This is a genomic window from uncultured Bradyrhizobium sp., assembly GCF_947648125.1.
In the GTDB taxonomy this organism is placed as follows: Bacteria; Pseudomonadota; Alphaproteobacteria; order Rhizobiales; family Xanthobacteraceae; genus Bradyrhizobium.
Window position 1 is genome coordinate 18,959 of sequence record NZ_CANSMR010000039.1, and the last position, 22,291, is coordinate 41,249.

General features: G+C 65.6%; 23 protein-coding genes and 1 riboswitch. Of the genes, 14 read left to right on the forward strand and 9 right to left on the reverse strand.

Annotation, left to right across the window (positions count from 1 at the left end):
- Positions 1-9: 9 nt before the first annotated feature.
- From Q0030_RS36895 to Q0030_RS36905, 3 genes are all read right to left on the reverse strand, one after another.
- On the reverse strand, positions 10-1,224 hold the full coding sequence (locus tag Q0030_RS36895; protein WP_298378852.1) for an MFS transporter: 1,215 nt from the start codon (positions 1,222-1,224) through the stop codon (positions 10-12).
- Between the two features lie 118 nt (positions 1,225-1,342).
- Positions 1,343-2,587: an MFS transporter gene (locus Q0030_RS36900; RefSeq protein ID WP_298378855.1), complete on the reverse strand. Its 1,245-nt coding sequence runs from the start codon at positions 2,585-2,587 to the stop codon at positions 1,343-1,345.
- A gap of 293 nt (positions 2,588-2,880) precedes the next feature.
- A complete protein-coding gene (locus tag Q0030_RS36905; RefSeq protein ID WP_298378857.1) occupies positions 2,881-3,378 on the reverse strand; it encodes a type II toxin-antitoxin system HicB family antitoxin in 498 nt (165 codons plus the stop codon).
- 84 nt (positions 3,379-3,462) lie between these two features.
- Here Q0030_RS36905 and Q0030_RS36910 point away from each other — a divergent pair, with 84 nt between their 5' ends.
- Positions 3,463-4,335, forward strand: a complete 873-nt coding sequence (locus Q0030_RS36910; RefSeq protein ID WP_298378858.1) for a methyltransferase domain-containing protein — start codon at positions 3,463-3,465, stop codon at positions 4,333-4,335.
- Between the two features lie 15 nt (positions 4,336-4,350).
- Here the strand turns inward: Q0030_RS36910 and Q0030_RS36915 are convergent, their stop codons facing one another.
- The gene (locus Q0030_RS36915; RefSeq protein ID WP_298378860.1) at positions 4,351-5,163 is read right to left on the reverse strand and encodes an alpha/beta hydrolase; all 813 of its coding nucleotides are present in this window, start codon (positions 5,161-5,163) and stop codon (positions 4,351-4,353) included.
- Positions 5,164-5,372: 209 nt separating this feature from the next.
- Between Q0030_RS36915 and Q0030_RS36920 the strand changes: the two genes are divergently transcribed.
- On the forward strand, positions 5,373-5,984 hold the full coding sequence (locus Q0030_RS36920; protein ID WP_298378863.1) for a TetR/AcrR family transcriptional regulator: 612 nt from the start codon (positions 5,373-5,375) through the stop codon (positions 5,982-5,984).
- 18 nt (positions 5,985-6,002) lie between these two features.
- Here Q0030_RS36920 and Q0030_RS36925 read toward each other — a convergent pair whose 3' ends face one another.
- Positions 6,003-6,674: a DUF938 domain-containing protein gene (locus Q0030_RS36925; protein WP_298378866.1), complete on the reverse strand. Its 672-nt coding sequence runs from the start codon at positions 6,672-6,674 to the stop codon at positions 6,003-6,005.
- Between the two features lie 230 nt (positions 6,675-6,904).
- Between Q0030_RS36925 and soxX the strand changes: the two genes are divergently transcribed.
- The 9 genes from soxX to Q0030_RS36970 all read left to right on the forward strand — a co-directional run bounded on the left by soxX (position 6,905) and on the right by Q0030_RS36970 (position 13,427).
- A complete protein-coding gene (gene soxX / locus Q0030_RS36930) occupies positions 6,905-7,195 on the forward strand; it encodes a sulfur oxidation c-type cytochrome SoxX (protein WP_298378942.1) in 291 nt (96 codons plus the stop codon).
- A gap of 32 nt (positions 7,196-7,227) precedes the next feature.
- Positions 7,228-7,722 (forward strand): thiosulfate oxidation carrier protein SoxY, encoded by a 495-nt coding sequence (gene soxY / locus Q0030_RS36935; protein ID WP_298378869.1) that lies wholly within the window; start codon positions 7,228-7,230, stop codon positions 7,720-7,722.
- A gap of 23 nt (positions 7,723-7,745) precedes the next feature.
- Entirely contained in the window at positions 7,746-8,057 is a 312-nt protein-coding gene (gene soxZ, locus Q0030_RS36940) for a thiosulfate oxidation carrier complex protein SoxZ (protein WP_298378872.1), read from the forward strand.
- Positions 8,054-8,908, forward strand: coding sequence for a sulfur oxidation c-type cytochrome SoxA (gene soxA / locus Q0030_RS36945; RefSeq protein ID WP_298378874.1), 855 nt, complete (start codon positions 8,054-8,056; stop codon positions 8,906-8,908). Before soxZ ends, soxA begins: the two co-directional genes overlap by 4 nt.
- Positions 8,905-9,219 (forward strand): hypothetical protein, encoded by a 315-nt coding sequence (locus tag Q0030_RS36950; protein WP_298378876.1) that lies wholly within the window; start codon positions 8,905-8,907, stop codon positions 9,217-9,219. The genes soxA and Q0030_RS36950 overlap by 4 nt, the downstream gene beginning before the upstream one ends.
- A 192-nt stretch (positions 9,220-9,411) precedes the next feature.
- The gene (gene soxB, locus Q0030_RS36955) at positions 9,412-11,160 is read left to right on the forward strand and encodes a thiosulfohydrolase SoxB (protein WP_298378877.1); all 1,749 of its coding nucleotides are present in this window, start codon (positions 9,412-9,414) and stop codon (positions 11,158-11,160) included.
- Positions 11,157-11,612, forward strand: a complete 456-nt coding sequence (locus Q0030_RS36960) for a hypothetical protein (RefSeq protein ID WP_298378879.1) — start codon at positions 11,157-11,159, stop codon at positions 11,610-11,612. Before soxB ends, Q0030_RS36960 begins: the two co-directional genes overlap by 4 nt.
- Positions 11,613-11,739: 127 nt before the next feature.
- Positions 11,740-12,183, forward strand: coding sequence for a DsrE family protein (locus Q0030_RS36965; protein ID WP_298378882.1), 444 nt, complete (start codon positions 11,740-11,742; stop codon positions 12,181-12,183).
- A gap of 203 nt (positions 12,184-12,386) precedes the next feature.
- A complete protein-coding gene (locus tag Q0030_RS36970) occupies positions 12,387-13,427 on the forward strand; it encodes an MBL fold metallo-hydrolase (RefSeq protein WP_298378885.1) in 1,041 nt (346 codons plus the stop codon).
- A 95-nt stretch (positions 13,428-13,522) separates the two neighbouring features.
- Here the strand turns inward: Q0030_RS36970 and Q0030_RS36975 are convergent, their stop codons facing one another.
- The 3 genes from Q0030_RS36975 to Q0030_RS36985 form a co-directional block, all read right to left on the reverse strand.
- Complete coding sequence (locus Q0030_RS36975) at positions 13,523-14,338, reverse strand: ABC transporter substrate-binding protein (protein ID WP_298378889.1); 816 nt, start codon at positions 14,336-14,338, stop codon at positions 13,523-13,525.
- 200 nt (positions 14,339-14,538) lie between these two features.
- Positions 14,539-15,312 carry an ABC transporter ATP-binding protein gene (locus tag Q0030_RS36980; protein WP_298378892.1) on the reverse strand — a complete coding sequence of 258 codons (774 nt, stop codon included), beginning with the start codon at positions 15,310-15,312 and terminating at the stop codon, positions 14,539-14,541.
- Positions 15,309-16,352: an iron ABC transporter permease gene (locus Q0030_RS36985; protein ID WP_298378894.1), complete on the reverse strand. Its 1,044-nt coding sequence runs from the start codon at positions 16,350-16,352 to the stop codon at positions 15,309-15,311. The genes Q0030_RS36980 and Q0030_RS36985 overlap by 4 nt, the downstream gene beginning before the upstream one ends.
- Before the next feature lie 112 nt (positions 16,353-16,464).
- Positions 16,465-16,663, forward strand: a riboswitch (cobalamin riboswitch).
- A gap of 470 nt (positions 16,664-17,133) precedes the next feature.
- Between Q0030_RS36985 and Q0030_RS36990 the strand changes: the two genes are divergently transcribed.
- On the forward strand, positions 17,134-19,059 hold the full coding sequence (locus tag Q0030_RS36990) for a TonB-dependent receptor (RefSeq protein ID WP_298378896.1): 1,926 nt from the start codon (positions 17,134-17,136) through the stop codon (positions 19,057-19,059).
- A 162-nt stretch (positions 19,060-19,221) separates the two neighbouring features.
- The gene (locus Q0030_RS36995; RefSeq protein WP_298378899.1) at positions 19,222-19,395 is read left to right on the forward strand and encodes a hypothetical protein; all 174 of its coding nucleotides are present in this window, start codon (positions 19,222-19,224) and stop codon (positions 19,393-19,395) included.
- A 116-nt stretch (positions 19,396-19,511) separates the two neighbouring features.
- Here the strand turns inward: Q0030_RS36995 and Q0030_RS37000 are convergent, their stop codons facing one another.
- Positions 19,512-20,801: a hypothetical protein gene (locus Q0030_RS37000; RefSeq protein WP_298378902.1), complete on the reverse strand. Its 1,290-nt coding sequence runs from the start codon at positions 20,799-20,801 to the stop codon at positions 19,512-19,514.
- A 225-nt stretch (positions 20,802-21,026) separates the two neighbouring features.
- On the opposite strand from Q0030_RS37000, the gene Q0030_RS37005 reads away from it, so the two are divergent.
- Positions 21,027-22,259 (forward strand): MFS transporter, encoded by a 1,233-nt coding sequence (locus Q0030_RS37005; RefSeq protein WP_298378905.1) that lies wholly within the window; start codon positions 21,027-21,029, stop codon positions 22,257-22,259.
- Positions 22,260-22,291: the final 32 nt, after the last annotated feature.

Here is a 22,291-nt window from a genome sequence, read left to right on the forward strand (position 1 = left end):
TCATCCGGGCTACTTGCCCTTCGTCATGATCGCCGCCGCCGCGATCAGTTCGAGGCCGATGCAACCGTAGAACGGCAGCGCATAGCTGCCCGAGAGATCGTGCAGCAGCCCGATCACGCCGGGGCCGAAAGCGTAGGTGATCTGGTTGATCGCGGTGATCAGGCTGACCAGCACACCGAATGCGCGCGGATCGAATTCGCGCTGCACGATCAGCGCCGGCAGCGTGATCAGATTGCCGACCGAGAAGCCGAACAGCGCGCAGGCGGCGATCTGGGCGATGTCGTTGTGCACATTGATGATGATGACCAGCGCGATCGCCTGGCTGACAAAAGACAGCGCCGACGCCAGCCGCTGGTTGAGCCGGTCGATCACGAAGGAAAACGAAACGCGCCCGACCACGGCCATCGCGGTCAGCAGCGCCATCGCCACCGTCGCGCGCTCGCGGCCGATCACCTGATCGAGATAGGCGATCAGATGCACGATGAAGCCGACCTGGGCGAACAGCACCAGCGCGAAGGCAATCGAGACCGAGAGGAAACGGATATCGCGCAGCGCCCGTGCGCGCACCTGGGTCGCCGACGGCGCGTCAGCCGCCGCTGAAGTCACCGCGTGCAGATGCACCGGTGGCCGCCCGACACAGATCAGGATGACAGGCACCATCACCACGACAAGCGCCACCGCGGCCGCGATCATCGCGCCGGAGAAGCCGAACGTGCCGATCCCCGCCACCAGCAGCGGCACGCCGACGATGCCGCCGAAGCTGGCGCCGTTGAGCGCCAGGCTGATCGCCATGCCGCGCTTCTTGTCGAACCACAGGCCGAGCGTGTTGGTGATGATGCCAAGGCTGGTGCCGGCCCAGCCGAACGCCAGCAGCGCATCGGCAAGATAAAGCTGCCACGGCTCGCGCACCTCGCCGATTGCGATAGCGGCAACCGCCATCGCGAGGGTGCCCGCGATCAGGCAGCTGCGCGCACCGAACGCCTTGATCGCCTCGCTGACAAAGGCCACCAGCGCGGCGCCGAACAAATAGAAGAAGGTCGTGCCCGACGAGATCAGCGACGCCGGCCAGCCGTGCAGCCGCTGCAGCTCGGCGACGTAGACGCTCTGTCCGTAGAAGCCCAATCCCCAGCCGAAGGTCGCAAGCAGGAAGCAGACGACGACGATGCGCCAGCCTTCGTAGCCGAGCGCGGATTCGTCATGCAGCGTGGGTGATGATGCGTCCATTTCTTGCTCTTGCTTCTCACATCGTCAGGACCGGATTAATCCGTTCCCACGATGTGAGCAGCCTTGCAAGCCGATCATTTCGAAGCTGATCGAAGTGTCAGCAATTGGCAGCAGGAGATTAAATACTCGGGTCCGGGACTTCTTCCACCGCACGCAATTTCGCCCGCCGCTTAGCGAATGACGCCAGCGACAGCACGACAAGCCCGAGCAGCACCGGCGGAAACACCACCATGTTGACGGCGTTCCAGCCGTAATGCGCCAGCAGCTGGCCCGACGAGAACGAGCCGATCGCCATCATGCCGAACACGAGGAAATCGTTGAACGCCTGCACCTTGTTGCGTTCCTGCGGCCGGTGCGTTTCCAGCACCAGCGCGGAGGCACCAACGAACGCAAAGTTCCAGCCGATCCCGAGCACGAACAGCGTCGCCCAGAAGTGCGGCGCCGTGATGCCGGACAACCCGATCATCGCGGCGACCGCCTCGAGCGCCAGCCCGAGCGCGACGATGACGGGCGCACCGAAGCGGGCGATCAACGAGCCGGTGAAGAAGCTCGGGCCATACATCGCCACGATGTGCCACTGGATGCCGAAATTGGAATCGCTGACCGATAGCCCGCACATCTTCATCGCGAGCGGCGCCGAGGTCATCACCAGATTCATCATCGGATAGGCGATCACGCCGCACAGCGCGGCGGCAATGAAGCGCGGCTGCCTGGCAATCTCGAGCAGCGGGCGGCCGCCATGCAGATCCGCCGCTGCCGGCTTCGGCGCGTCGACGCCCGACAGCACCGCCATCGCCACCAGCGCGACCAGCGCCTGCATCACGAACGAGAACGCGAACAGGTAAGGCGGCCAGATGTCCATGGTCCATTGCACGAGCTGTGGCCCGAGCACGCCGGCGAACACGCCGCCGGCCATCACCCACGACACCGCCTTGGGCCGGAACGCGACACTGGCGCCGTCGGCGGCGGCAAAGCGATAGGACTGCGCGACGGCGCCATAGAGCCCACCAAGGAAGGTCGCGCCGCAGAACAGCCAGAACGATGAGTGCAGGATCGCCCAGGCGCCGAGCGCGCCGGTCAGCGTGCCGCAGAAGGTGCCGACGATGAAGGCGACGCGCCGCCCATAGGCGCGTGAGATCGCACCGGTCGGCAGCGTGCCGGCGGCAAGCCCGAGTACATACATCGAGAGCGGCACCGTCGCGAGCGAGATGTCGGGCGCCAGCGTCGCACCGACGATCGAGCCGGTGGCGAAGATCACGGCCGAATTGGCGCCGGTCAGCGCCTGCGCCGCCGCAAGCCGCCACACATTGCCGCGCGCCCGCGTGTCATCGCTCGCCTCATCCGCAGCTGTCACGTCGATCATCAGTCGTCCCGCCTTGAAGCCCCGGCGGGAGCCCCCAATCGCGCGCACTATGGAGAGCAGGTGCAGGTCGATCAACCGGCGCAAACGGACGTAGGCCATGCGGGAGGCGCACGGTTGTTGGCCAGGTCGAATACCCACACTCCGGCGTCGTCCTGGCGAAGGCCAGGACCCATAACCACCGAGTTTTGTTGCGAGAGGGATCGCGGCCCCAGCTACGCGCAATAACGAGCATTTGGGGTAATGGGTCCTGGCTTGCGCCAGGACGACGTCACGCGTGTTGCGTCGCACGTCACCTACCGCACGGGCTTCTTACCCGGCCGCTTCTCGGCGCGCAGCGCGCCGGTCTTGTGCACCTTGGAGCGCGGCGCGATCGGGGCGCCGCGCGGATAGCCGCCCGGCCATTCGAGCGCGAGCGAGCTCGCGAAGCCGAAGAAGCTCGAACGGCTCATGCCGAGCTCGGCGGCGCGCTTGTCGATGCGTGCGATCAGGCTTTTCGGCAGATAGACGTTGACGCGCTCGGACGGGTCGGGCGGATCGACGCCGACCATGAAGAAGGCGGCGACGTCGGAGCCCTTGGGCGGCACGATGCGCTCGATCGGCGTCGGCTCCGGCAGCGCGTGGCCCTGCTCGACCCAGCCGTCCACCGCCTGCGCCAGCGCATGCTCGGCACGCTCGATCGCCTCTTCCTGCGACTTGCCGCCGGCGACGCAGCCGGGAAAGTCGGGAAACCACGCCCCGAACGCGCCGCGCGGCCCGCGCTCCAGCACGGCTGGATAAAGCCGTCTCTTCATTCTGGCCTCCGTCGTTGGAGTATGCTATTTCACACACCTTGGTGTGTCAAATGACACAACACGCGATCGCAGGAGAGCGCGGCAATGGACCCGCAAGCCGAACTTCGCATCGTACGTGCCGCCTACGCCAGGCAGATCATGGCCGCCGCCAACATCGTCGATGCGCGGGTGATGGAGGCCTTCGCCGCCATTCCGCGCGAGGACTTTGTCGGCCCGGGACCATGGATGATACTGCGATGGTGGACCCGCGACTACGTGCCGACGCCCGATGCCGATCCGGTCTATCTCTACACCAACGATCTGGTCGCGTTGCTGCCCGAGCGGCGCCTCAACAACGGCCAGCCATCACTGCACGCTCATCTCATGCACCAGGCCGCACCCGCCAGCGGCGAACATGTGGTGCATATCGGAACGGGCACTGGCTACTACACGGCGCTCCTCGCGCATCTGGCCGGACCGACCGGCCGCGTGACCGGCATCGAATACGACCCTGAGCTTGCCGCGCGCGCCCGCGCCAATCTCGCCCCCTATCCGAATGTCGAGATCATCGCGGGGGACGGCACGCGCGCATCGTTCGATCCAGCCGACGTGATCTACGTCAATGCCGGCTGCACCCGGCCGGCCGCGCGATGGCTCGACCGGCTGGCCGACGGCGGCCGCCTGATCCTGCCGTTGACGTCGGATGAGGGATTCAGGGGCGGCGCGCCGGAGCAGATCGCACGCTCCGGCGCGGTGTTCTGTGTCCGGCGCGAGGGCGCACAGTATCAAGCCACCTGGATCTCACCGGTCGCGATCATTCCCTGCGACGGTGGCCGCGACGAGGCGTCCGAAAAGGTGCTGGCCGAAGCCTTCGCGCGCGGCGGCTGGCAGAAAGTGACGCAGCTCTACCGCGATGCCGAGATTCCCGACGAGCGCTGCTGGCTGCGCGGGGATGGATGGTGCCTGGCCTGGGATTGACCGTCGCAACGCGCGCTAGCCGATGGGCCCGCGCAAAGCGCGGCCCCAAGGTGGGCTCCGCGTCGTGCGCCATTCTTCACCGTGCGCGGGCAGGCGTCCGGTCCAGAAGGCTTTCAGCGCATCGGCCAGATCGCGCGGATTGTCTTCCTGAACATTGTGGCCTGCGCCCGCGATGCTGACGCACCGCCCCTCGCGGAAGCGCGCGGTGAATTCATGGGCCGCATCTTCGCTGACGATGAGGCTTTCACCGCCGCGCGCCAGAAGAAACGGGACGGCTATGTCCTGTACGCGCGCCTCGAAACCGGCAAGATGCCCCAGGATGGCGGCATAGTCCGCCGGACGGCGCTGGTCGCGCTTCCACATCAGGCGCCCGTCACGACCACGCTTCAACAGAGCGCGCATCCGGTAACGAAGGCGTTCCGGATCGCTCCGCGGACTCACCACAAGCGCCATCTCGACCACATCGTCCACCGTCGCGGCGCCGCGAAAATCCGCGATGAAGGCGCGCATCCGTGCCGTTGCGGCGAACACCGGCCGCGAGATCACATCGATCATCGCAAGGCTTTCGGTACGCTCCGGGTAGCACAGCGTAAATTCGCATCCGACCGTTCCACCCAGCGACATGCCGGCAATGTGCGCGCGCTCGATCTGCAGGCCGTCGAGGACGGCGACAAGATCCTTTGCATAACTCTCGATCGCGTAGTCGTCGGTCCAGTCGCTGGCGCCGTGACCGCGCATGTCCAGCGCAAGCAGCCGGAAATCGTCCCGCAGCGCCACGGCGACATAGTCCCAGGTTTGGGCGGTGAGTGCGCCACCGTGCAGCAACACGACCGGAGGTCCTTCGCCGCCCCAGTCGAGCAGATGGATGTTCGGTCCATGCGGCACGCGAAGATTCCGCGAACGCGGCGGCGTCAGGTCGGTTGCGGCGATCCCGAGCCGATCGACTATTGTCGCCAGCGCCTCGAGATGCCATTCGTCCATGACCAATCCTCTTACTTAGGGTATCCTAAGTAAGACTCACGAGATGCGGGAAGTCAATGGCCACGCGACAACGACGAACGCCGCAAGCGGCAAAGTTCGCGATCCTGGATGCCGCAGAACGGCGACTGCACGATGAGGGCCCCGAGGGCGTGCGCATCCAGCGCATCGCCGCCGATCTCGGCATGACCGATGCGGCCATTCATTACCATTTCGGCACCCGGGAAGCGCTGATGGACGCGCTCCTGCGCCGCATCGGCCGCCGACTGGTGGACGACATCGCGACGACCATCGAGTCCTGGGCGCCCGACGAGATCGACGTCGCCGCCCTCAGCCGCCTCTTTCAGCGCGCCTATGCGGACGAACGGGCTGCCAGGCTCGCGGTCTGGCTCAGCCTGGCCGGATGGCGACCAAAGGGATCCGGCATGTTCATGCCGCTGGTCGAGCGGGTTCATCGGGCGCGGATCGAGGCCGCGCGCAAAGCCAAACGACCCACGCCGAGGCTCTCCGACACGCAGTACGCCATCGCACTCCTGAGTGCGGCCCACATGCAGGCCGCAATGGCAGGCGACGCCTTGCTGGCCAGCGTCGCCGAAGACTCCAAAGGTCTCGACAATCGCGACTTCCTCAGTTTCTCGGTGGAATCGATCGCGCGCCGTCTCGCAGAATAATCAGCCCCGCGCGTGCGGTTATTGCCGCACAAACATCAAGATCATGTTGTTGGCCGGCATCTCGAAGCTGCCGGCGAGCTTCAGCCCGACACGCTCCGCAAGCGTCTCGAGATCGGCGATATCGCGCACGCCCCATTCAGCGTCGCGTTCGCGCAACGACGTATCGAACACGGCGTTGCTGAGCGCGGTGTGCTTGCCGCCGCGCTTGAACGGGCCGTAGAGGAACAGCCGGCCGTCGGCGCGCAAATGCCGCGCGGCGCCGGCGAACAGGCCCTCGGCCACCCGCCACGGCGCGATGTGGATCACATTGGCGCAGAAGATCGCGAGCAGTTTGTCCGGACCTTTGCCGTCCGATGGCGCCGGCGACCAGGCTGGGTCGGACAGATCGATGGGCTGCGGCGGCTGGATGTTGGCAAGCCCGGCATGCGCGCGCCAGGCCTCGATGCTGCGCAGATGCGCGGCATGGAGGTCGCTCGGCCACCAAATGATGTCGGGCGTCCGATCGGCGAAATAGACGACATGCTGGCCGGTACCGCTGCCGGCCTCCAGCACATCGCCGGATTGGCCGGCAAGGTACTCCTTCAGCACCGCCCAGATCGGCTGGTGATTGCGGTAGAACGCTGCCGCGTCGAGCCGCCCGTCCGCCTCGACCGTGCCGTCCTTGCCGAACTCCACCACAAACTCCGCCACTACGCTTCTCCTTCAGGGCTCAACCGCACAAACATGACAGGCGGACGGACCACCGCACTTCCATTAACCCCGTCGCAACGCGCCTATTCTCCGAGTTGCCAGCCGATGGCCTTTGTGCTTTCCACTCTTTATATTGCGATGGGATCATCGAGATTGAAGCCCGGGAAACGTCCTTGATCGCCACTTTCTCCAAGCCAGCCCTCGTTCTGGCGCTGCTGGCCGGCATTGCCGTGGCCGCACCCGCACAGGCCCAATCCGCCACCGAGGGCCAAAAGCTCGCCTTCGACCGCGGCAAGGGCAATTGCCTGACCTGCCATGTCATCAAAGGCGGCGAACTGCCCGGCACGATCGGCCCCGAATTGACCGGCCTCAGGGCGAAATACAACCGCGACGAGCTGATCGCGATCGTGACCGACGAGACCAGGCGCAACCCGCAAACGGTGATGCCACCGTTCGGCCGCAACCGGATCTTGAGCGAGAAGGAAATCAGCGCGGTGGTGGACTTCCTGCAGACGCTGTGAGGCCGCAACCGTCGCTTGAGGAGATTTTTTCGATGAGCATCACGACCAGCGAATTTCTTGGGAGCCGCCGCCTGGTACTGAAGGGCGCGGGCGTCGCCGCACTGATCGGTCTTGGCGTCATTCCGTTCGACGTGCCGCAGGCGCTCGCCGCCGCCAACGACAAATATCCGGAAGAGGCGTTCAAGCAGAAGAACGAGGCCGACGCGATCAAGGCGCTCTACGGCAAGACCGCCGAGCCCTCGGACAAGGTCAAGATGGACGCACCCGAGATCGCCGAGAACGGCGCTGTGGTGCCGATCTCCGCCACCACGACGCTATCAGACGTCACCTCGATCTCGTTCCTGGTCAGCGAGAACCCGATCTCGCTGATCGCGACGTACAGGATTCCGGCCGGCACGCTGCCGAGCATCGCCAACCGCATCAAGATGGCCAAGACCAGCAACGTCACCGTGATCGTCGAGGCCGGCGGCAAGCTCTACAGCGCGAGCAAGGAAATCAAGGTCACCGTCGGCGGCTGCGGCGGCTGAGCTCAATCAGGGGATAAAATCAGATGGCATCGAGCATTCGCGTGCGCGCCACGTTAAACGGCGACACCACCGAGGTGCAGGCGCTGATCCAGCATCCGATGGATTCCGGCTTCGTCAAGGACGCCAAGGGCGAGATCATCCCGCCGCATTTCATCCAGGTGCTGACCTTCGAGTATGACGGCAAGCCGGTGTTCGTCGCCGACTGGGGCGGCGGCGTCTCCAAGGACCCCTATGTCAAGTTCGCCTTCAAGGGCGGCAAGAAGGGCGACGACCTGAAGGTCAGCTGGGTCGACAACAAGGGCGCGACCGACACCACCACGGCGAAGATTCAATGACGCGGCGCTTCGCAATCCGCGCCACCACGCTTGCGCTCGGCCTGCTAGCGCTCGCGCCGGCCGCGCACGCAGCCGACAGCGTCGATCCCGCCGCCGACAAGGCCGCGTTCCAGAAATTCTTCACCAGAAAATTCCCCAAGCTGAAGCTCGAGGATTTCGTCAACGGTCCCTATTCGATGAATGAGGACCTGCACAAGCAGTGGGAAGAGAAGGAACAGTTTCCGCCCTACGAGTTCTCGCTCGAAGCCGGCAAGGAAATGTTCTCGACGCCGTTCAAGAACGGCAAGACCTACGCCGACTGCTTCCCGAACAAGGGCATCGGCATCCGCCAGAACTACCCCTATTTCGACGAGAAGGAAGGCAAGGTCGTCACGCTCGAGCTCGCGCTCAACCGCTGCCGCGAGGCCAACGGCGAGGCGCCGTTCTCCTATGTGAAGGACGACATGGCGGCGCTCACCGCCTACATGGCCTTCACCTCGCGCGGCAAGCCGATGGACATCAAGATCCCGAACGATCCGCGTGCGCTGGAGGCCTATCAGAAGGGCAAGGAGTATTTCTACACCCGCCGCGGCCAGCTCAATTTCTCCTGCGCCACCTGCCACATCCAGAGCCCGGGCGAACGGATCCGCGCCGAGGTGCTGGCGCCGGCGCTCGGCATCCTGAACGCGATGCCGATCTATCGCTCGGAATGGTCAGGCATGGGCACGACCAGCCGCCGCTTCACCACCTGCAACAGCCAGATCCGCGGCGTGCCACTCAATCCGCAGGACGACGAGTACCGCAACCTCGAATATTACCTGTCCTATGTCAGCAACGGCCTGCCGATTTCGGGTCCGGGAGCAAGGCCATGAGCGCGGCTATCAGAGCCATCTTCGCGGCATCGGCCCTGCTGATCGCAACGGCGACCGGCGCCCTCGCCGCCTCCGAGGCCGACTACAAGGCGGCCTACGCTGCGGCTGAGGCCGCCAACAAGGAAGCAGGCCTGCTGCGCAACCAGTGGACCACGACAGCCTCGACGCTCGCCGCCGCAAAAAAGGCCGGTGAGGCTGGTGATTTCGACACCGCAGTCGCCCAGGCCAAGGAGGCCGAGGCGCTGGCAAAGGCATCGATCTTCCAGGCCACCAGCGAAAAGGAACGCTGGAAGGACATGGAAGTTCGCTAAAGAGTTTGGGATGGGGTTGAGCCGCGAGCTCCCTGCGCCCCCTCTCCCGCTTGCGGGGGAGGGTTGGGGTGGGGGTTTCGCCGCGATTCACCCCGTTCATTGTGTGGAAAGAGCCCCCACCCGTATCGCATCTGCGATGCGATACGACCTCCCCCGCAAGCGGGAGAGGTGAAGAGGGGTGCGGAGAGAGTGATGATCATCCGCCGCCGGGATTTCCTGAGAGCTTCGGCTGCCGCAACGCTGACGGCCGGCCTGCCCCGCCTCGCGCGCAGCGCCGATACCGCCAGCGTCTACGACCTCGAACGCTTCGGCAACGCCCGCATTCTGCACATGACCGACACGCATGCGCAGCTGAAGCCGGTGTTCTTCCGCGAGCCCGGCGTCAACATCGGCGTCGGCGCGATGGCCGGCCAGCCGCCGCATCTGGTCGGCAAGGCGTTCCTCGACCGCTTCGGCATCCGGCCCGACAGCGCCGATGCCTATGCCTTTACCTGCGTCGAGTTCGAGAAGGCCGCGGTCCGCTTCGGCCGGCTCGGCGGCTTTGCCCATCTGAAGACGCTGATCGACAAGTTGCGCGCCGATGTCGGCGAGAAGCGCTCGATCCTGCTCGATGGCGGCGACCTCTGGCAGGGCACCGGGCTCGCCAACGCCATGAACGGCGCCGACATGGTGGAGGCCGCCAATTTGCTCGGCATCGAGGCGATGACCGGGCACTGGGAATTCACCTATGGCGAACAGGTGCTGCGCGACAATCTCTCCCGCTTCAAGGGCGAATTCCTGGCGCAGAACGTGTTCCTGACCGAGGAAGCCGCGTTCAACGATGCCAAGGCGTTCGATCCGGCCTCGGGGCGGGTGTTCAAGCCGTCTATCATCAGGGAGATCGGCGGCCATCGCGTCGCGATCATCGGCCAGGCCTTCCCCTATGTGCCGATCGCACACCCCAAGCGCTTCACGCCGGACTGGAAGTTCGGCATCCGCGACGAGGAGCTGCAAAAGCTCGTCGACGGCCATCGCAACAACGACAAGGTCGAGGCGGTGATCCTGCTGTCGCATAACGGCATGGATGTCGACCTCAAGCTCGCCAGCCGCGTCACCGGCATCGACGTCATCCTCGGCGGCCACACCCATGATGCGATCCCGATTCCGATCACGGTGACCAATGCCGGTGGCGTCACGCTGGTCACCAATGCCGGCTCCAACGGCAAGTTCATCGGCGTGCTCGATCTCGACCTCGCCAAGGGCAAGGTCGCCAATGTCCGCTACCGCCTGCTGCCGGTGTTCGCCGAGCTCCTGAAGCCCGATCCCGCGATGCAGACGCTGATCGACAAGATGCGCGATCCGCATGTCGACGAGTGGAGCGACAAGCTCGGCACTGCCGATCGTCTGCTTTACCGCCGCGGCAATTTCTCCGGCACCGTCGACCAGCTGATCTGCGATGCGTTGCTGAACGAGCTCAACGCCGAGATCGCGTTGTCGCCCGGTTTTCGCTGGGGTCTCACCACGCTCGCCGGCCAGCCGCTGACCATGGAAGACGTGCTGTCGGAGACCGCGATCACCTATCCCGAGACCTACGTCGCGACCATGACCGGCAGCCAGATCAAGGATGTGCTGGAAGACGTCTGCGACAATTTGTTCAACGTCGATCCCTATTATCAGCAGGGCGGCGATATGGTCCGCGTCGGCGGCCTCGCCTACACCTGCACGCCGGGCGAAAGCGTCGGCAAGCGCATCTCCGAGCTGAAGCTCGGCAACGGCAAGCATCTCGAAGCCGCCAAGCATTACAAGGTCGCGGGCTGGGCCTCGGTCAACCAGCAGAACGGCGCGCCGATCTGGGACGTGGTGGCCAAGCATCTGCGCTCCGGCCGGCCGCCGAACCGCGACGAACCCGGTGTGACGCTGAAAGGCGTCGAGGACAATCCGGGCATTGCGAGGCACGGATGAGGCGACGCGCGTTCATCGCCGCGCTCGGCCTTGCGGCGATCGCGCTGGCAACGCCGCTCGCCCGCGCCCAGCTCGCGCCGTTGCAGGACAAGCCGTTCGCCGAGCACAAGGTCGTGCTACAGCTCTCCGACAACGATCCGAAGAAGCAGGGCCTCGTCATCAGCGTCGCCAACAATCTGATGAAGCATTACGACCCCGACAAGGTCGCGGTCGAGATCGTCGCCTTCGGCCCGGGCATCGACCTGCTCAAGCCCGACAATGCCAACCGCAAGCAGGTCGAGAGCCTGGTCGCGCAGGGCGCGCGGGTCGACATCTGCCTCAATACCGTCGACACGATCGAGCGCGACACCGGCAAGCGGCCGGACTACATCGCCGCCGCCACCCCCGTGCAGGTCGGCGTCGCGCAGATTTTGCTTCTCACCGAGAACGGCTACACGCTGGTGAGGCCGTAGACCTGCGCGTCATTGCGAGCGAAGCGAAGCAATCCATGTTTCGCCGCAGGGACAGAATGGATTGCTTCGTCGCTTCGCTCCTCGCAATGACGAGATGAAAGCGGCGCTCACATTGAGAGACCTTCCCATGCTTCGCCGTCTCGCCGCCGCCGCCGCGCTTTCGCTCGCCTTCGCAACCGGCGCACTCGCCGCCGACAAACCGCACCACATCGCGATCCAGGTCGACCAGAACGACCCGCAGATCATGAATCTCGCGCTCAACAACGCGACCAACGTGATCGAATATTACCGCGCCAGGAACGAGGACGTGGACGTCGACATCATCACCTACGGCCCCGGCCTGCACATGCTGCGCAGCGATACCTCGCCGGTGCAGGACCGCATCAGGCGGCTCAAGGATTTCGTCTTCCCGGGCAAGATCCAGTTCTCCGCCTGCAACAATACCAGGCAGGGCATGGAGAAGGCCGAGGGCCATACGATCTCCGTCGTCCCAGACGCCACCATCGTACCGTCGGGCGTGGTCCATCTGATGGAGCTGCAGGAGCAGGGCTGGAGTTACGTCCGGCCGTAAGCGGCTTTCCCTATTGGTCCCGTCATCCCCAAAACCAACTCCGTCACCCCCGCGCAACGGCTTCGCCGTTGCGCGGGGGTGACGGTGATAGATTTTGGGGGTGACGGGACAGGAGTCGCACGGGGATGGATTTGCTTTGAATCGACCCTATCTATGGAATAATATCCTCCATACGACTCGACCCGGAGCACAGGTAAGCCGTCATGATCTTTCGCCAGCTCTTCGACAGCGTGTCCGGCACCTATAGCTACCTGCTCGCAAGCCGCGCCGGCGGCGAAGCGCTGATCCTCGATCCGGTGCTGGAGAAGGCCGACCGCTACTGCAAGCTGCTGCAGGAACTCGACCTCCGGCTGGTGAAAGCCGTCGATACGCATCTCCACGCCGATCACGTCACCGGCCTCGGCGAGCTGCGTGACCGCACCCAGTGCATCACCATCATGGGCGAGCAGAGCAAGGCCGACGTGGTGTCGATGCGCGTCTCCGACGGCGACAAGGTGACGATCGAGGGCCTCTGCCTCGAAGCCTTGTACACGCCCGGCCACACCGACGATTCCTATAGCTACCTGATGGGCGACCGCGTCTTCACCGGCGACACGCTGCTGATCCGCGGCACCGGCCGCACCGATTTCCAGAACGGCAGCGCGCGGGCGCAGTACGACTCGATCTTCAACCGCCTGCTCAAGCTGCCCGAGGAAACGCTGGTGTTCCCGGCGCATGACTACAAGGGCGACACAGTCTCCACCATCGGCGAGGAGAAGCGCTACAATCCGCGGCTGCAGGTGAAATCGATCGACGACTATGTCGAGCTGATGAACAACCTCAATTTGCCGAACCCGAAGCTGATGGACGTCGTGGTGCCCGCCAACATGCATGTCGGCCTGCACCAGGACGAGCTGGCCAAGGAAGGCCTCTCCCTCAGCGCGCGCGATGCCATCGCGAGCCTCGGCCGGCCCGATATCCTGCTGGTCGATTTGCGCGAGAGCGGCGAGCGGGCCAAGCACGGCATGCTCCCCGGCGCGCTGCACGCGCCATATCCCGGGATTTGCGCCACCTTGGAGCCCGGCGGCATGCTGCGCGAAGTCGCGGCCGCAACCGGCCGCCGCGTCGTGTTCTTCTGCGCCTTCGGCGAACGTTCGGCGATGGCCGTTGCTGCCGCGAAGAAGGCGGGGCTGGCGAACACCGCCCATATCGAGGGCGGCATCGACGCGTGGAAGAAGGCCGGCGGGCCGGTGGTTCACGGGTGATTGCGTAGCCCGGATGGAGCGCAGCGAAATCCGGGATCAATCTTTCCGCGGAATGACTTTCCCGGATTGCGCTTCGCTCCATCCGGGCTACAGGATCATCGCGTCACGCGCTTGAGTTCTTCCGTCAGCCGATCCAGCGCATCCGCCAGCATCACGCCGCCGCACACCGTGAGCCGCTCGGGCAGCACGATCCGCTTGCTCTCCGGATAGAAGCGCTCCAGCGCCGGATGCAACAGAAAGGCGCGCCCCTCATCCTCGGCGCGATCGCCGGCCTCCGACACCAGGATGAAATCCGGCCGCAGTTTTACAATCGCCTCCAGCGAAGCAAATCCGCCCGCGCCGAAGCCGAGCTCGCCGGCGGCATTGGTCAGGCCGGTCGCCGCCATCAGCGAGCTGACGAGGCTGCTGTCACCCGACACAAAGCCGCGCCGCTCCAGCGGCAGCACGCGGTAATGATGAGCGCTCGCCACCGCCCGCGCGCGGACGATCGCCGCATCGAGCCGCGCGATCTCCGCCTGCGCGCGATCCGGATGCTGCACCACATCGCCCATCGCGCGGATCTGGTCCCTCACCTCGTCCAGCGTGCGCGGCACGGTGAACTCGACGAGGTGCAGCCCCTGCGCCTTCAGGAGATCGCGCGTCGCGCGCTTGTCGAACAGGCTGACGACGACAAGGTCGGGCTTGAGCAGCAGCACGTCCTCGGCCCCGCCCGACAGGCGCGGATAGTTTCGCGCTTTCTCGGCGGCCCAGGATTGCCAGGCATCGCGCGAAAAGCGGCTGAGCCCGAGGATCTGGTCCGGGTCGGCCAGCGACAGCACGAGCTGATCGCTGCAGACGTTCATCGAGACGATGCGCGGTCCGGCGGCGAACGCGGCACCTGCAGAAATAAGCCACAGCAGAATCGCGACCACCGCTCCAATATGAATTGGAGCAAGATGGTGGCCATTGAAAAGGTGCGCCCCCTCTCCCGCTTGCGGGGGAGGGTTGGGGTGGGGGTTTCGCCGCGAGTCATATCGTGGAGAGAGCCCCCACCCGCCGCGCTCTTCGAGCCCAGCGACCTCCCCCGCAAGCGGGAGAGGTGCAGCCAGTTCGCGGCGACACCGTCTGAACATCACGCGTCCGCCCACGGCACGATGACGGCCTCGCGCTGAAATTCGGCGCGGTAGGCGCGGACCCGGAACACGCTGGCGAGGACCGCTTCCGACAACGCCGCATCCGGCGCGCCCTGCGCCGCCAGCCGGCCCTCCGACAGCACCAGCACATGATCGGCAAAGCGCGCAGCAAGCCCGAGATCGTGCGTCACCACGATGACCAGCACGCCGGTGTCGGCGACGTTGCGCAGCTTCTGCATCACATCGATCTGATGGCGCGGATCGAGCGAGGCGGTCGGCTCGTCGGCGAGGATCACCGGCGCCTCCACCGCCAGCACCCGGGCCAGCGCGACGCGGCTGCGCTCGCCGCCGGAGAGCTCGGTGACGCGGCGATCGCTGAATTCGGTGACGTCAACCGCCTGCATCGCACGCAGCACCGCCTCGATATCCTTCGGCGACAGCCGCGCCGGATCGGTCGCGCCATGCGGATAACGGCCGAGCGCGACGATATCGCGCGCCGGCAGCGGCCAGTGCACCATGTGCCCCTGCGGCAGGTACGCGAAACGCTTCGCCCGCTCGCGCAGTGCAAGCGACGCCAGCGCATCGCCGCCGATCCTGATGTCGCCGTCGGATGGAATTAGTCCGGCGAGCGCGCGCAGCAGCGTGGTCTTGCCGGCGCCGTTCGGGCCGACCAGCGCGACCAGATGGCCCGCCTCCAGCGACAGCGAGACATCGTGCAGCACCTTGCGGCTGCCGAGCGAGGCATTGAGCGCGGTGGCGGAGAGCAGCGTCATGCCACGCCTCCGCCAAGCGCGCGGCGTTCGCGCATGATGAGGTAAAGGAAGAACGGCACGCCGATGATCGATGTCAGCACGCCGACCTTGATATCGGAGGTCGAGGGGACGATGCGCACCGCGATATCGGCGGCGAGCAGCAGTGCCGAACCGGTGAGCGCGCTCGGCACCAGGAGCCGCGCCGGATCGTGACCGATCAGAGGGCGCATCAGATGCGGTGCGACGAGACCGATGAAGCCGATCGTGCCGGTGACCGCGACCGCGCCGCCGACGCCGAGCGCCACGCCCGTGATTACGTAGAGCCGCAACCGCCCGACATCGACGCCGAGACTTTGTGCGGCCTCCTCGCCGAGCGTCAACGCGCGGAACGCGTTCGCCTGGCTGAGCAGGATGACGGCGCCCGCGATGATGAAGGGCAGCGCCAGCGCCACGTGCTGGAAGCTGCGGTCCTCCAGCGAGCCGAGCAGCCAGAATGCGATCTCCAGCACGACGAACGGATTGCTCGACAGATTCATCACCAGCGCGGTCGCCGCCCCGGCAAAGCTCGAGATCGCAAGCCCGGCGAGGATCAGGATCAGCAGCCCGGCATTGCGGCCGGCGATTGCGAGCAGCGCGAACACCGAGCCGAACGCCGCGATGATCGCCACCACCGGCAACGCGTAGGACCGAACATCGGCAAGGCCCAGCGCGATCACCAGCACCGCGCCGAATGCCGCCGATTGCGGCGCGCCGAACAGCGACGGCGAGGCCAGCGGATTGCGCAGCAGGCCCTGCAGCGCCGCGCCCGATAGCCCGAGAATCCCGCCGATCGCGAACGCCAGAATGGTGCGCGGCAGCCGGATCTCGCGCACGATCACCTGCGCGACGTCGCTGCCGCCGCCGAACAGCGCCTCGATCACCGCAAGCGGCGACAGCCGCACCGGCCCGATACCGAGCGAGAGCACCAGCAGCAGGATCACGAGCGCGAGCAGCGCCGCGGTGGCGCTCCACCGGCGCCGCGCCGCGACCTCGGCTGCCAAGGTAAAATCCTGCACGCTCATTGGATCCATGCTCTTACAGCGATCGCCGTGGCAGACAAGCGACACTCGACAAAAACCGTGGCCGTGCGGCCATTGCCCGACTTCCGCCGGATTGACTTTGCTGCCCGGCCGAACCCTAGATGAACATGACGGTTCTTTAATGAGATGAAAAGGGAATGCGGTGCGGGGAAACATCCCCAAGGCCGCGGCTGCCCCCGCAACTGTATGCGGTGAATCCTTCGTCACAGGCCACTGGGAATCTCGGTCCTGGGAAGGCGACGAAGGGTAACGACCCGCGAGCCAGGAGACCTGCCGTCAGCCGTGGTCACATGCGAAGATGCCGGTCGGGGAGTACAGGCATGAGCTTCACCTGAGGCTGCAAGCAGCAGAGCCTGCGAGCACGACGGTGAGACTGGTTCGCGGTGACGTGCCACTGACGTTACCGAGGTCTCACCTAGATGTTCTCCAACCCTTCCTCCCGGCGCCGCCGCGCGCTTCTGCTCGCGTCGACGATGATCGCGCCAACAATCGTTCTCTCAACCGCGCGGGCGCAGCAGGCGCCCGCCCCCGAGCAACTTCCGGCGATCGAAATCACCAGGCCGGGCGACCAGAATGTCACGCGCGCCAAGCCGGCCGCTGACGAAGCACAGACTCCGCGCCGCCCGGCGCCGGGCACAGCCCAGGCAACAATACAGGCAGCGGGAGCGGATCGGGCTCGACGGGGACCGGACCGGCCACTGGAACGGGCGGCACCGGTGGCGGCGGCCGCCAGTTCGCGGGCGTTGTCGGCTCCTCCTCGACCGTGATCACGGCCGACGACATCGCGCATTCGCCGGTGCAATCGCTGCCAGAGATTCTCGCGCAGGTGCCGGGCGTCCAGCTGCAATCGCTTTTTGGCGGCCCGAACGGCGCCAAGACCGCGGTCGACCTGCGCGGCTTCGGCGCATTCGCCTCCGACAACACCCTGTTCCTGCTCAATGGCCGCCGCCTCAACGACGTCGACAAGGCCGGCTTCGATCTCACCACGATCCCGCTCGATTCGATCGAACGGATCGAGATCACGCGCGGCAACAGCGGTGCGGTACTCTATGGCGACAACGCGGTGGGCGGCGTGGTCAACATCATCACCAAGACCGGCACCGGCGGTCCGCCGGCGACGATACGCGCCGAAGGCGGCTTCGGCTCGTTCAACACCCGCATGGCCGCGGTCTCCGCGGCGCTCAACGCGGGCCCGTGGTCGACCTCGTTCTACGGCAACGGCATCAAGTCCGACGGCTACCGTGTCAACAACGCGCTCGACCAGCGCAACGCCGTCGGCAGCGTCAACTACACGACATCAGATCTCACCGCCTTCCTCACCGTTACCGGCAGCGACCAGAAGCTCGGCCTGCCCGGCGGACGGCTGGTCGATCCGTCGATCGGCGTCAACGAACTGCTCACCGATCGCCGCGGCGCGGCGACGCCGTTCGACTATGCCAACCAGCAGACCGCCAGCGTCACCACCGGCTTCACCAAGACGCTCATGAATGGCGTCGACCTCATCGTCGACGGCGGCTGGCGACAGCGCGAGACACAAAGCGGCTTCTTCGGCACCGTGCCGACCATCAGCTTCGCATCGACCTATAATGACGCGGCGCTGCAGACCTGGTCGATCACGCCGCGGCTCAGCGTCAAGAATGTCGCGCTGGGAATGCCGTCCACGATCCTGACCGGCATCGACTATTACGATTCGACGTTCCGTGAAGCGCGCGGCGCCTATCAGGGCGTCGATCCCTACCACATCTACAATATCGAGCAGCAGACCGTGGCCGCGTACTGGCAGCACACGATCGGCGTGCTGCCGACCACCGATTTCTCCTATGGCGCGCGCGTTCAGAACACCAACGTCTCAGCGCGCGATCGCTACGATCCGAATGCACCGTTTGCCTTCGACACACAGGCGGCGCCGCTCGACAGCAACGAGACCCAGTACGCGCTGCATGTCGGCGCCGAGCATCGCTTCACCGACACATTCTCGGTGTTCGGCCGCGCGGCGCGCGCATTCCGCACGCCCGACGTCGACGAGCGCGTCGCATCCGGTCCGTCATTCGACCCGCTGACCTTCGCCCCGATCCCGCAGAACTTCCAGCTCAAGACCCAGACCTCGCAGGACGTCGAGGGCGGCTTTCGCGTCAAGACCAATCTGTTTCAGGTACAGACCAGCGTCTATCTGATGGATCTCGAGAACGAGATCCATTTCAACCCGGTGCTGTTCTACAACGTCAACCTCGACCCCACCCGCCGCTACGGCTCGGAGACCAGCGCCTCGCTCAAGGTCAGCGACAACGTCACCCTGCGCGGCGGGATGGCGATCACCCGCGCCGTCTTCCGCGAAGGCATGTGGGCCGGCAATGACGTGCCGCTGGTGTCGCGCTACACCGGCAATCTCGGCGTGACCTGGAATATCTGGCAGAACTATCTGGTGTTCGACGCCACGGTGCGGGCATGGAGCTCGCGCATCATGGACAACGACCAGGCCAACACCCAGAACCGGATTCCCGGCAACGCCACCGCCGACGTCAAGCTCAGCGGGCAGGTTGACCGCTTCTTCTGGTCGCTCAGCGTGAACAATCTGTTCAACGCGCTCTACTACGACTACGCCATCGCGAGCTCGTTCACGGCCGGCCGTTTCTCGGCCTATCCGCTGCCCGGCCGCACCTACATGGTCAAGGCCGGCGCGACGTTTTAGAGCATGATCCGGAAAAGTGGGGACCGGTTTTCCGAAAAGATCATGCTCAAGAAAATACTGGCGCGGCGGAGTGTGACCGGCCGCGCCATCTCCTTACGTTACAAGCCGCGGTGAACTGGGGTAGAATTCCGCCAGCTGATTTGATCCGCGCGAGGGAAACGCATGGCCAAGGCCGGAAAGAAGAGCAAGGGCAGCAGCAAGATCGACGAAAAGACCGGCGACAAGTCGAAAAAGCCTCCGCCGCCCGCGGCGCCACAGGACGACGATTATTATGAGGATGGCGACATCGCCACGCCGAAGATCGATCGCTACGGCAATGATGATGAGCCGTTGTGAGGGATGAGCGATATCCATCCACGGTGTCGTCCTGGCGAAAGCCAGGACCCATTACCACTGAAGCGAGCTCGCGGGCGAGCTGCGGCCCCAGCCTGCTACCAAACTTGCAGCGGTGGTTATGGGTCCCGGCTTTCGCCGGGACGACGTGTTGAGAGATCGTGCAAAAAACTTTCCCCCTCGATCGTCTTGATACTTGCGCGATCGAGCAGATGCGCACCGAAGCCGCCGCGGGCCAGCGATGAGGCGATCGGCGGCGATGCCAGCAGCAGCGCGGTCGTCATCGCGAGCGGCACGGCACTGAGCCAATCCAGCCGTACCGGCGTCAATTCCTCGGCGCTGCCCCGATAAAGGCCTTCGCCCGCGGCGATGCGGCCGCATTCCCTGATCAGGTCGCGCCGGGTGCCGTCGCGCGATGCGCTGCCGAGCAGCGCCTGCATCGCGAGATGGGTCCGCACCCCGGCGCGGCCATCGGGCAGCGGCGCCGGCGTCTCTCCGAGCGAGATGCGCAGCAGCAGATCGACCAGATCGATGCCCGACTGATACGCGTTCATGGGCTCGACCAGCCGCGGGTTGCAGTCGATCAACAGTGACGTCGCGCGGTCGAGCGGCATGATGACGTCGACCGAGAGTGCGCCGTGCCAGCCGAGATGCGCGCCAATGGTCTCGAGCGCGGCGCGGATCGCCGGCCGGCTCACGCTCTCCTTGATCGCCTCGCCGCCGCCGACGCCGGCTGCGATCTGCCGGTAGGCGTGGAAGCCAGTCAGCGCGCCGCGGCAGAACACCGACTGCGCCTTCTCGACCGTGCCGGTGATGAGATCCTGCGCCAGCACCTCGCCGGCAAAATCGCCGGCGGATTCGAGATCATAGAGCGCGCGGTTGAGGTCACCGGCATCGCGCACGAACCAGATGCCGCGGCTCGCGGTGCCGACCGATGTCTTGACCACGGATGGAAACCGTACCGCCTCGCGCAGTCCGTCGGCCGAGCTCACGATCCGGGTCGGCGGCTGCGGCAAGCCGAGCTGCTCGAGCAGCCGGCTGAAGCCGGCCTTGCTGTGCACCGCGCGATAGCTGTCGAAATCCGGCAGCGCCAGGCCGGTCCGTGATGTCAATCGCGCCGCGGCGCGGGCGAACAGGAAGCCCTGCTCATGGGTCGGCAGCAGCACATCGAAATGCCGCGACGCCAGCAGCCGTTCGACGAAGCCGAGGAAGCCGGCCGGATCTGATCGCAGCGGCGGACAATGGTGATATTTGCGGACAAAGCGGGAGTAACGCGCCAGGCACCAGCGCGAGGGATCGCAAACCTCGACCTGATGGCCCGCCAGCCCGAGGATCGTGATCGCCTCGCGGCCGGAGGTGCTGGAGCCCTCTGACACAAGCACCCGGAGCGGCTTTTTGGCGTCGATCATGGCCGATCATCGCTGCGGCGTCCCACTTTGTCGCCGCCTTTAATGCCGCATGTGTCGATCCGGCACGCCCGCGCCGGGGGCAGCCATGCAGGCGCGTTCATGGACAATTAGCGGCCAGCCTTTATTTTCTGCCGGCCCTGCCGGGCATTTTTCTTGACGCGTTTTCTTCACGCGAACCGGTACCCACCTCGCTCGAAAACGCTTTGGAATTGGGGTTTCACGGATATGGTCGACATTCTGGCCGCACCGCAGCAAGCGAAAGCCGACAGCGCGCTGCGCACGCTGACGGGAATTTCGGTCGCCCATTGGGTCAGCCATTTCCATATCTTCGTGCTGCCGATGCTGTTCCCGTTCCTGAAGCAGCAGCTCGGCGTCGGCTATGTCGAACTCGGTTTCGCGCTGACGGTGTTTGCGGTGGTCTCCGGCCTGACCCAGGCGCCGATCGGCTACCTCGCCGATCATATCGGCGCGCGCAAGATCCTGCTGATCGGGCTGACCATTGGCGGCTGCGCGTTGATCGGGCTCGGCCTGCATCTGAGCTATACTTCGCTGATCGTCTGTGCGGTGATGCTTGGCCTCGCCAACAGCGTCTATCATCCGGCCAACTACGCGATCCTCTCGGCCCATATGGACGAGGCACGGATGGGCCGCGCCTTCTCGATCCACACCTTTGCCGGCTTCCTCGGCGGCGCGGTGGCGCCGGCGATCATGGCAGCGCTGGTCGCCTCGATCGGCGGCCCCGGCGCGCTGGTCGTGGCCGGTGCAGTCGGTCCGCTGGTGGCGCTGTTCCTGATCGTGCTCGGCATTCCCGATGCCGGCGCCAACAAGAACAAGCCGAGGGACGACTCAGCGCCGAAGGCGAGCGTGATCACGCCGGCGCTGATGGTGCTGACCGCCTTCTTCACGCTGCTCAGCCTGTCGACCTCGGGCATCAACAATTTCGGCGTCGTCGCATTGATGGGCGGTTACGGCGCGTCGTTCTCGACCGCCAACATCGCGCTGACCGCGACCCTCGGCGCCAGCGCCGCGGGCGTGCTCGCCGGCGGCTATCTCGCCGACTGGACCCATCGCCACAGCCAGCTCGCCGCGGCCTGCTTCGCCGTCAATGCCGTGCTGGTCGTGCTGGTCGCACTGGTGAACCTGCCGCCCGTGGCGCTCACGCTTACGATGGGGCTTGCCGGATTCCTCGGCGGCGTGATCGCGCCGTCCCGCGACATGATGGTGCGCAACGCCGCCCCGCCCGGCGCCGCCGGCCGCGCCTTCGGCATTGTCTCCACCGGCTTCAACTTCGGCGGCATCGTAAGCCCGCTGCTGTTCGGCTGGATCATGGATCAGCACATGCCGCATTGGGTGTTCGGCGCCTCCGCGGTCTTCATGGTGCTGACCGTGCTGCTCGCGCTGGTCACCGAGCGCAAGCCGCAGGCCTCCGAGCTTGCCATCCTGGCGCAGCCCCGTTAGGGCAACCACGCATCGAGCTGCCGTCCACGGAA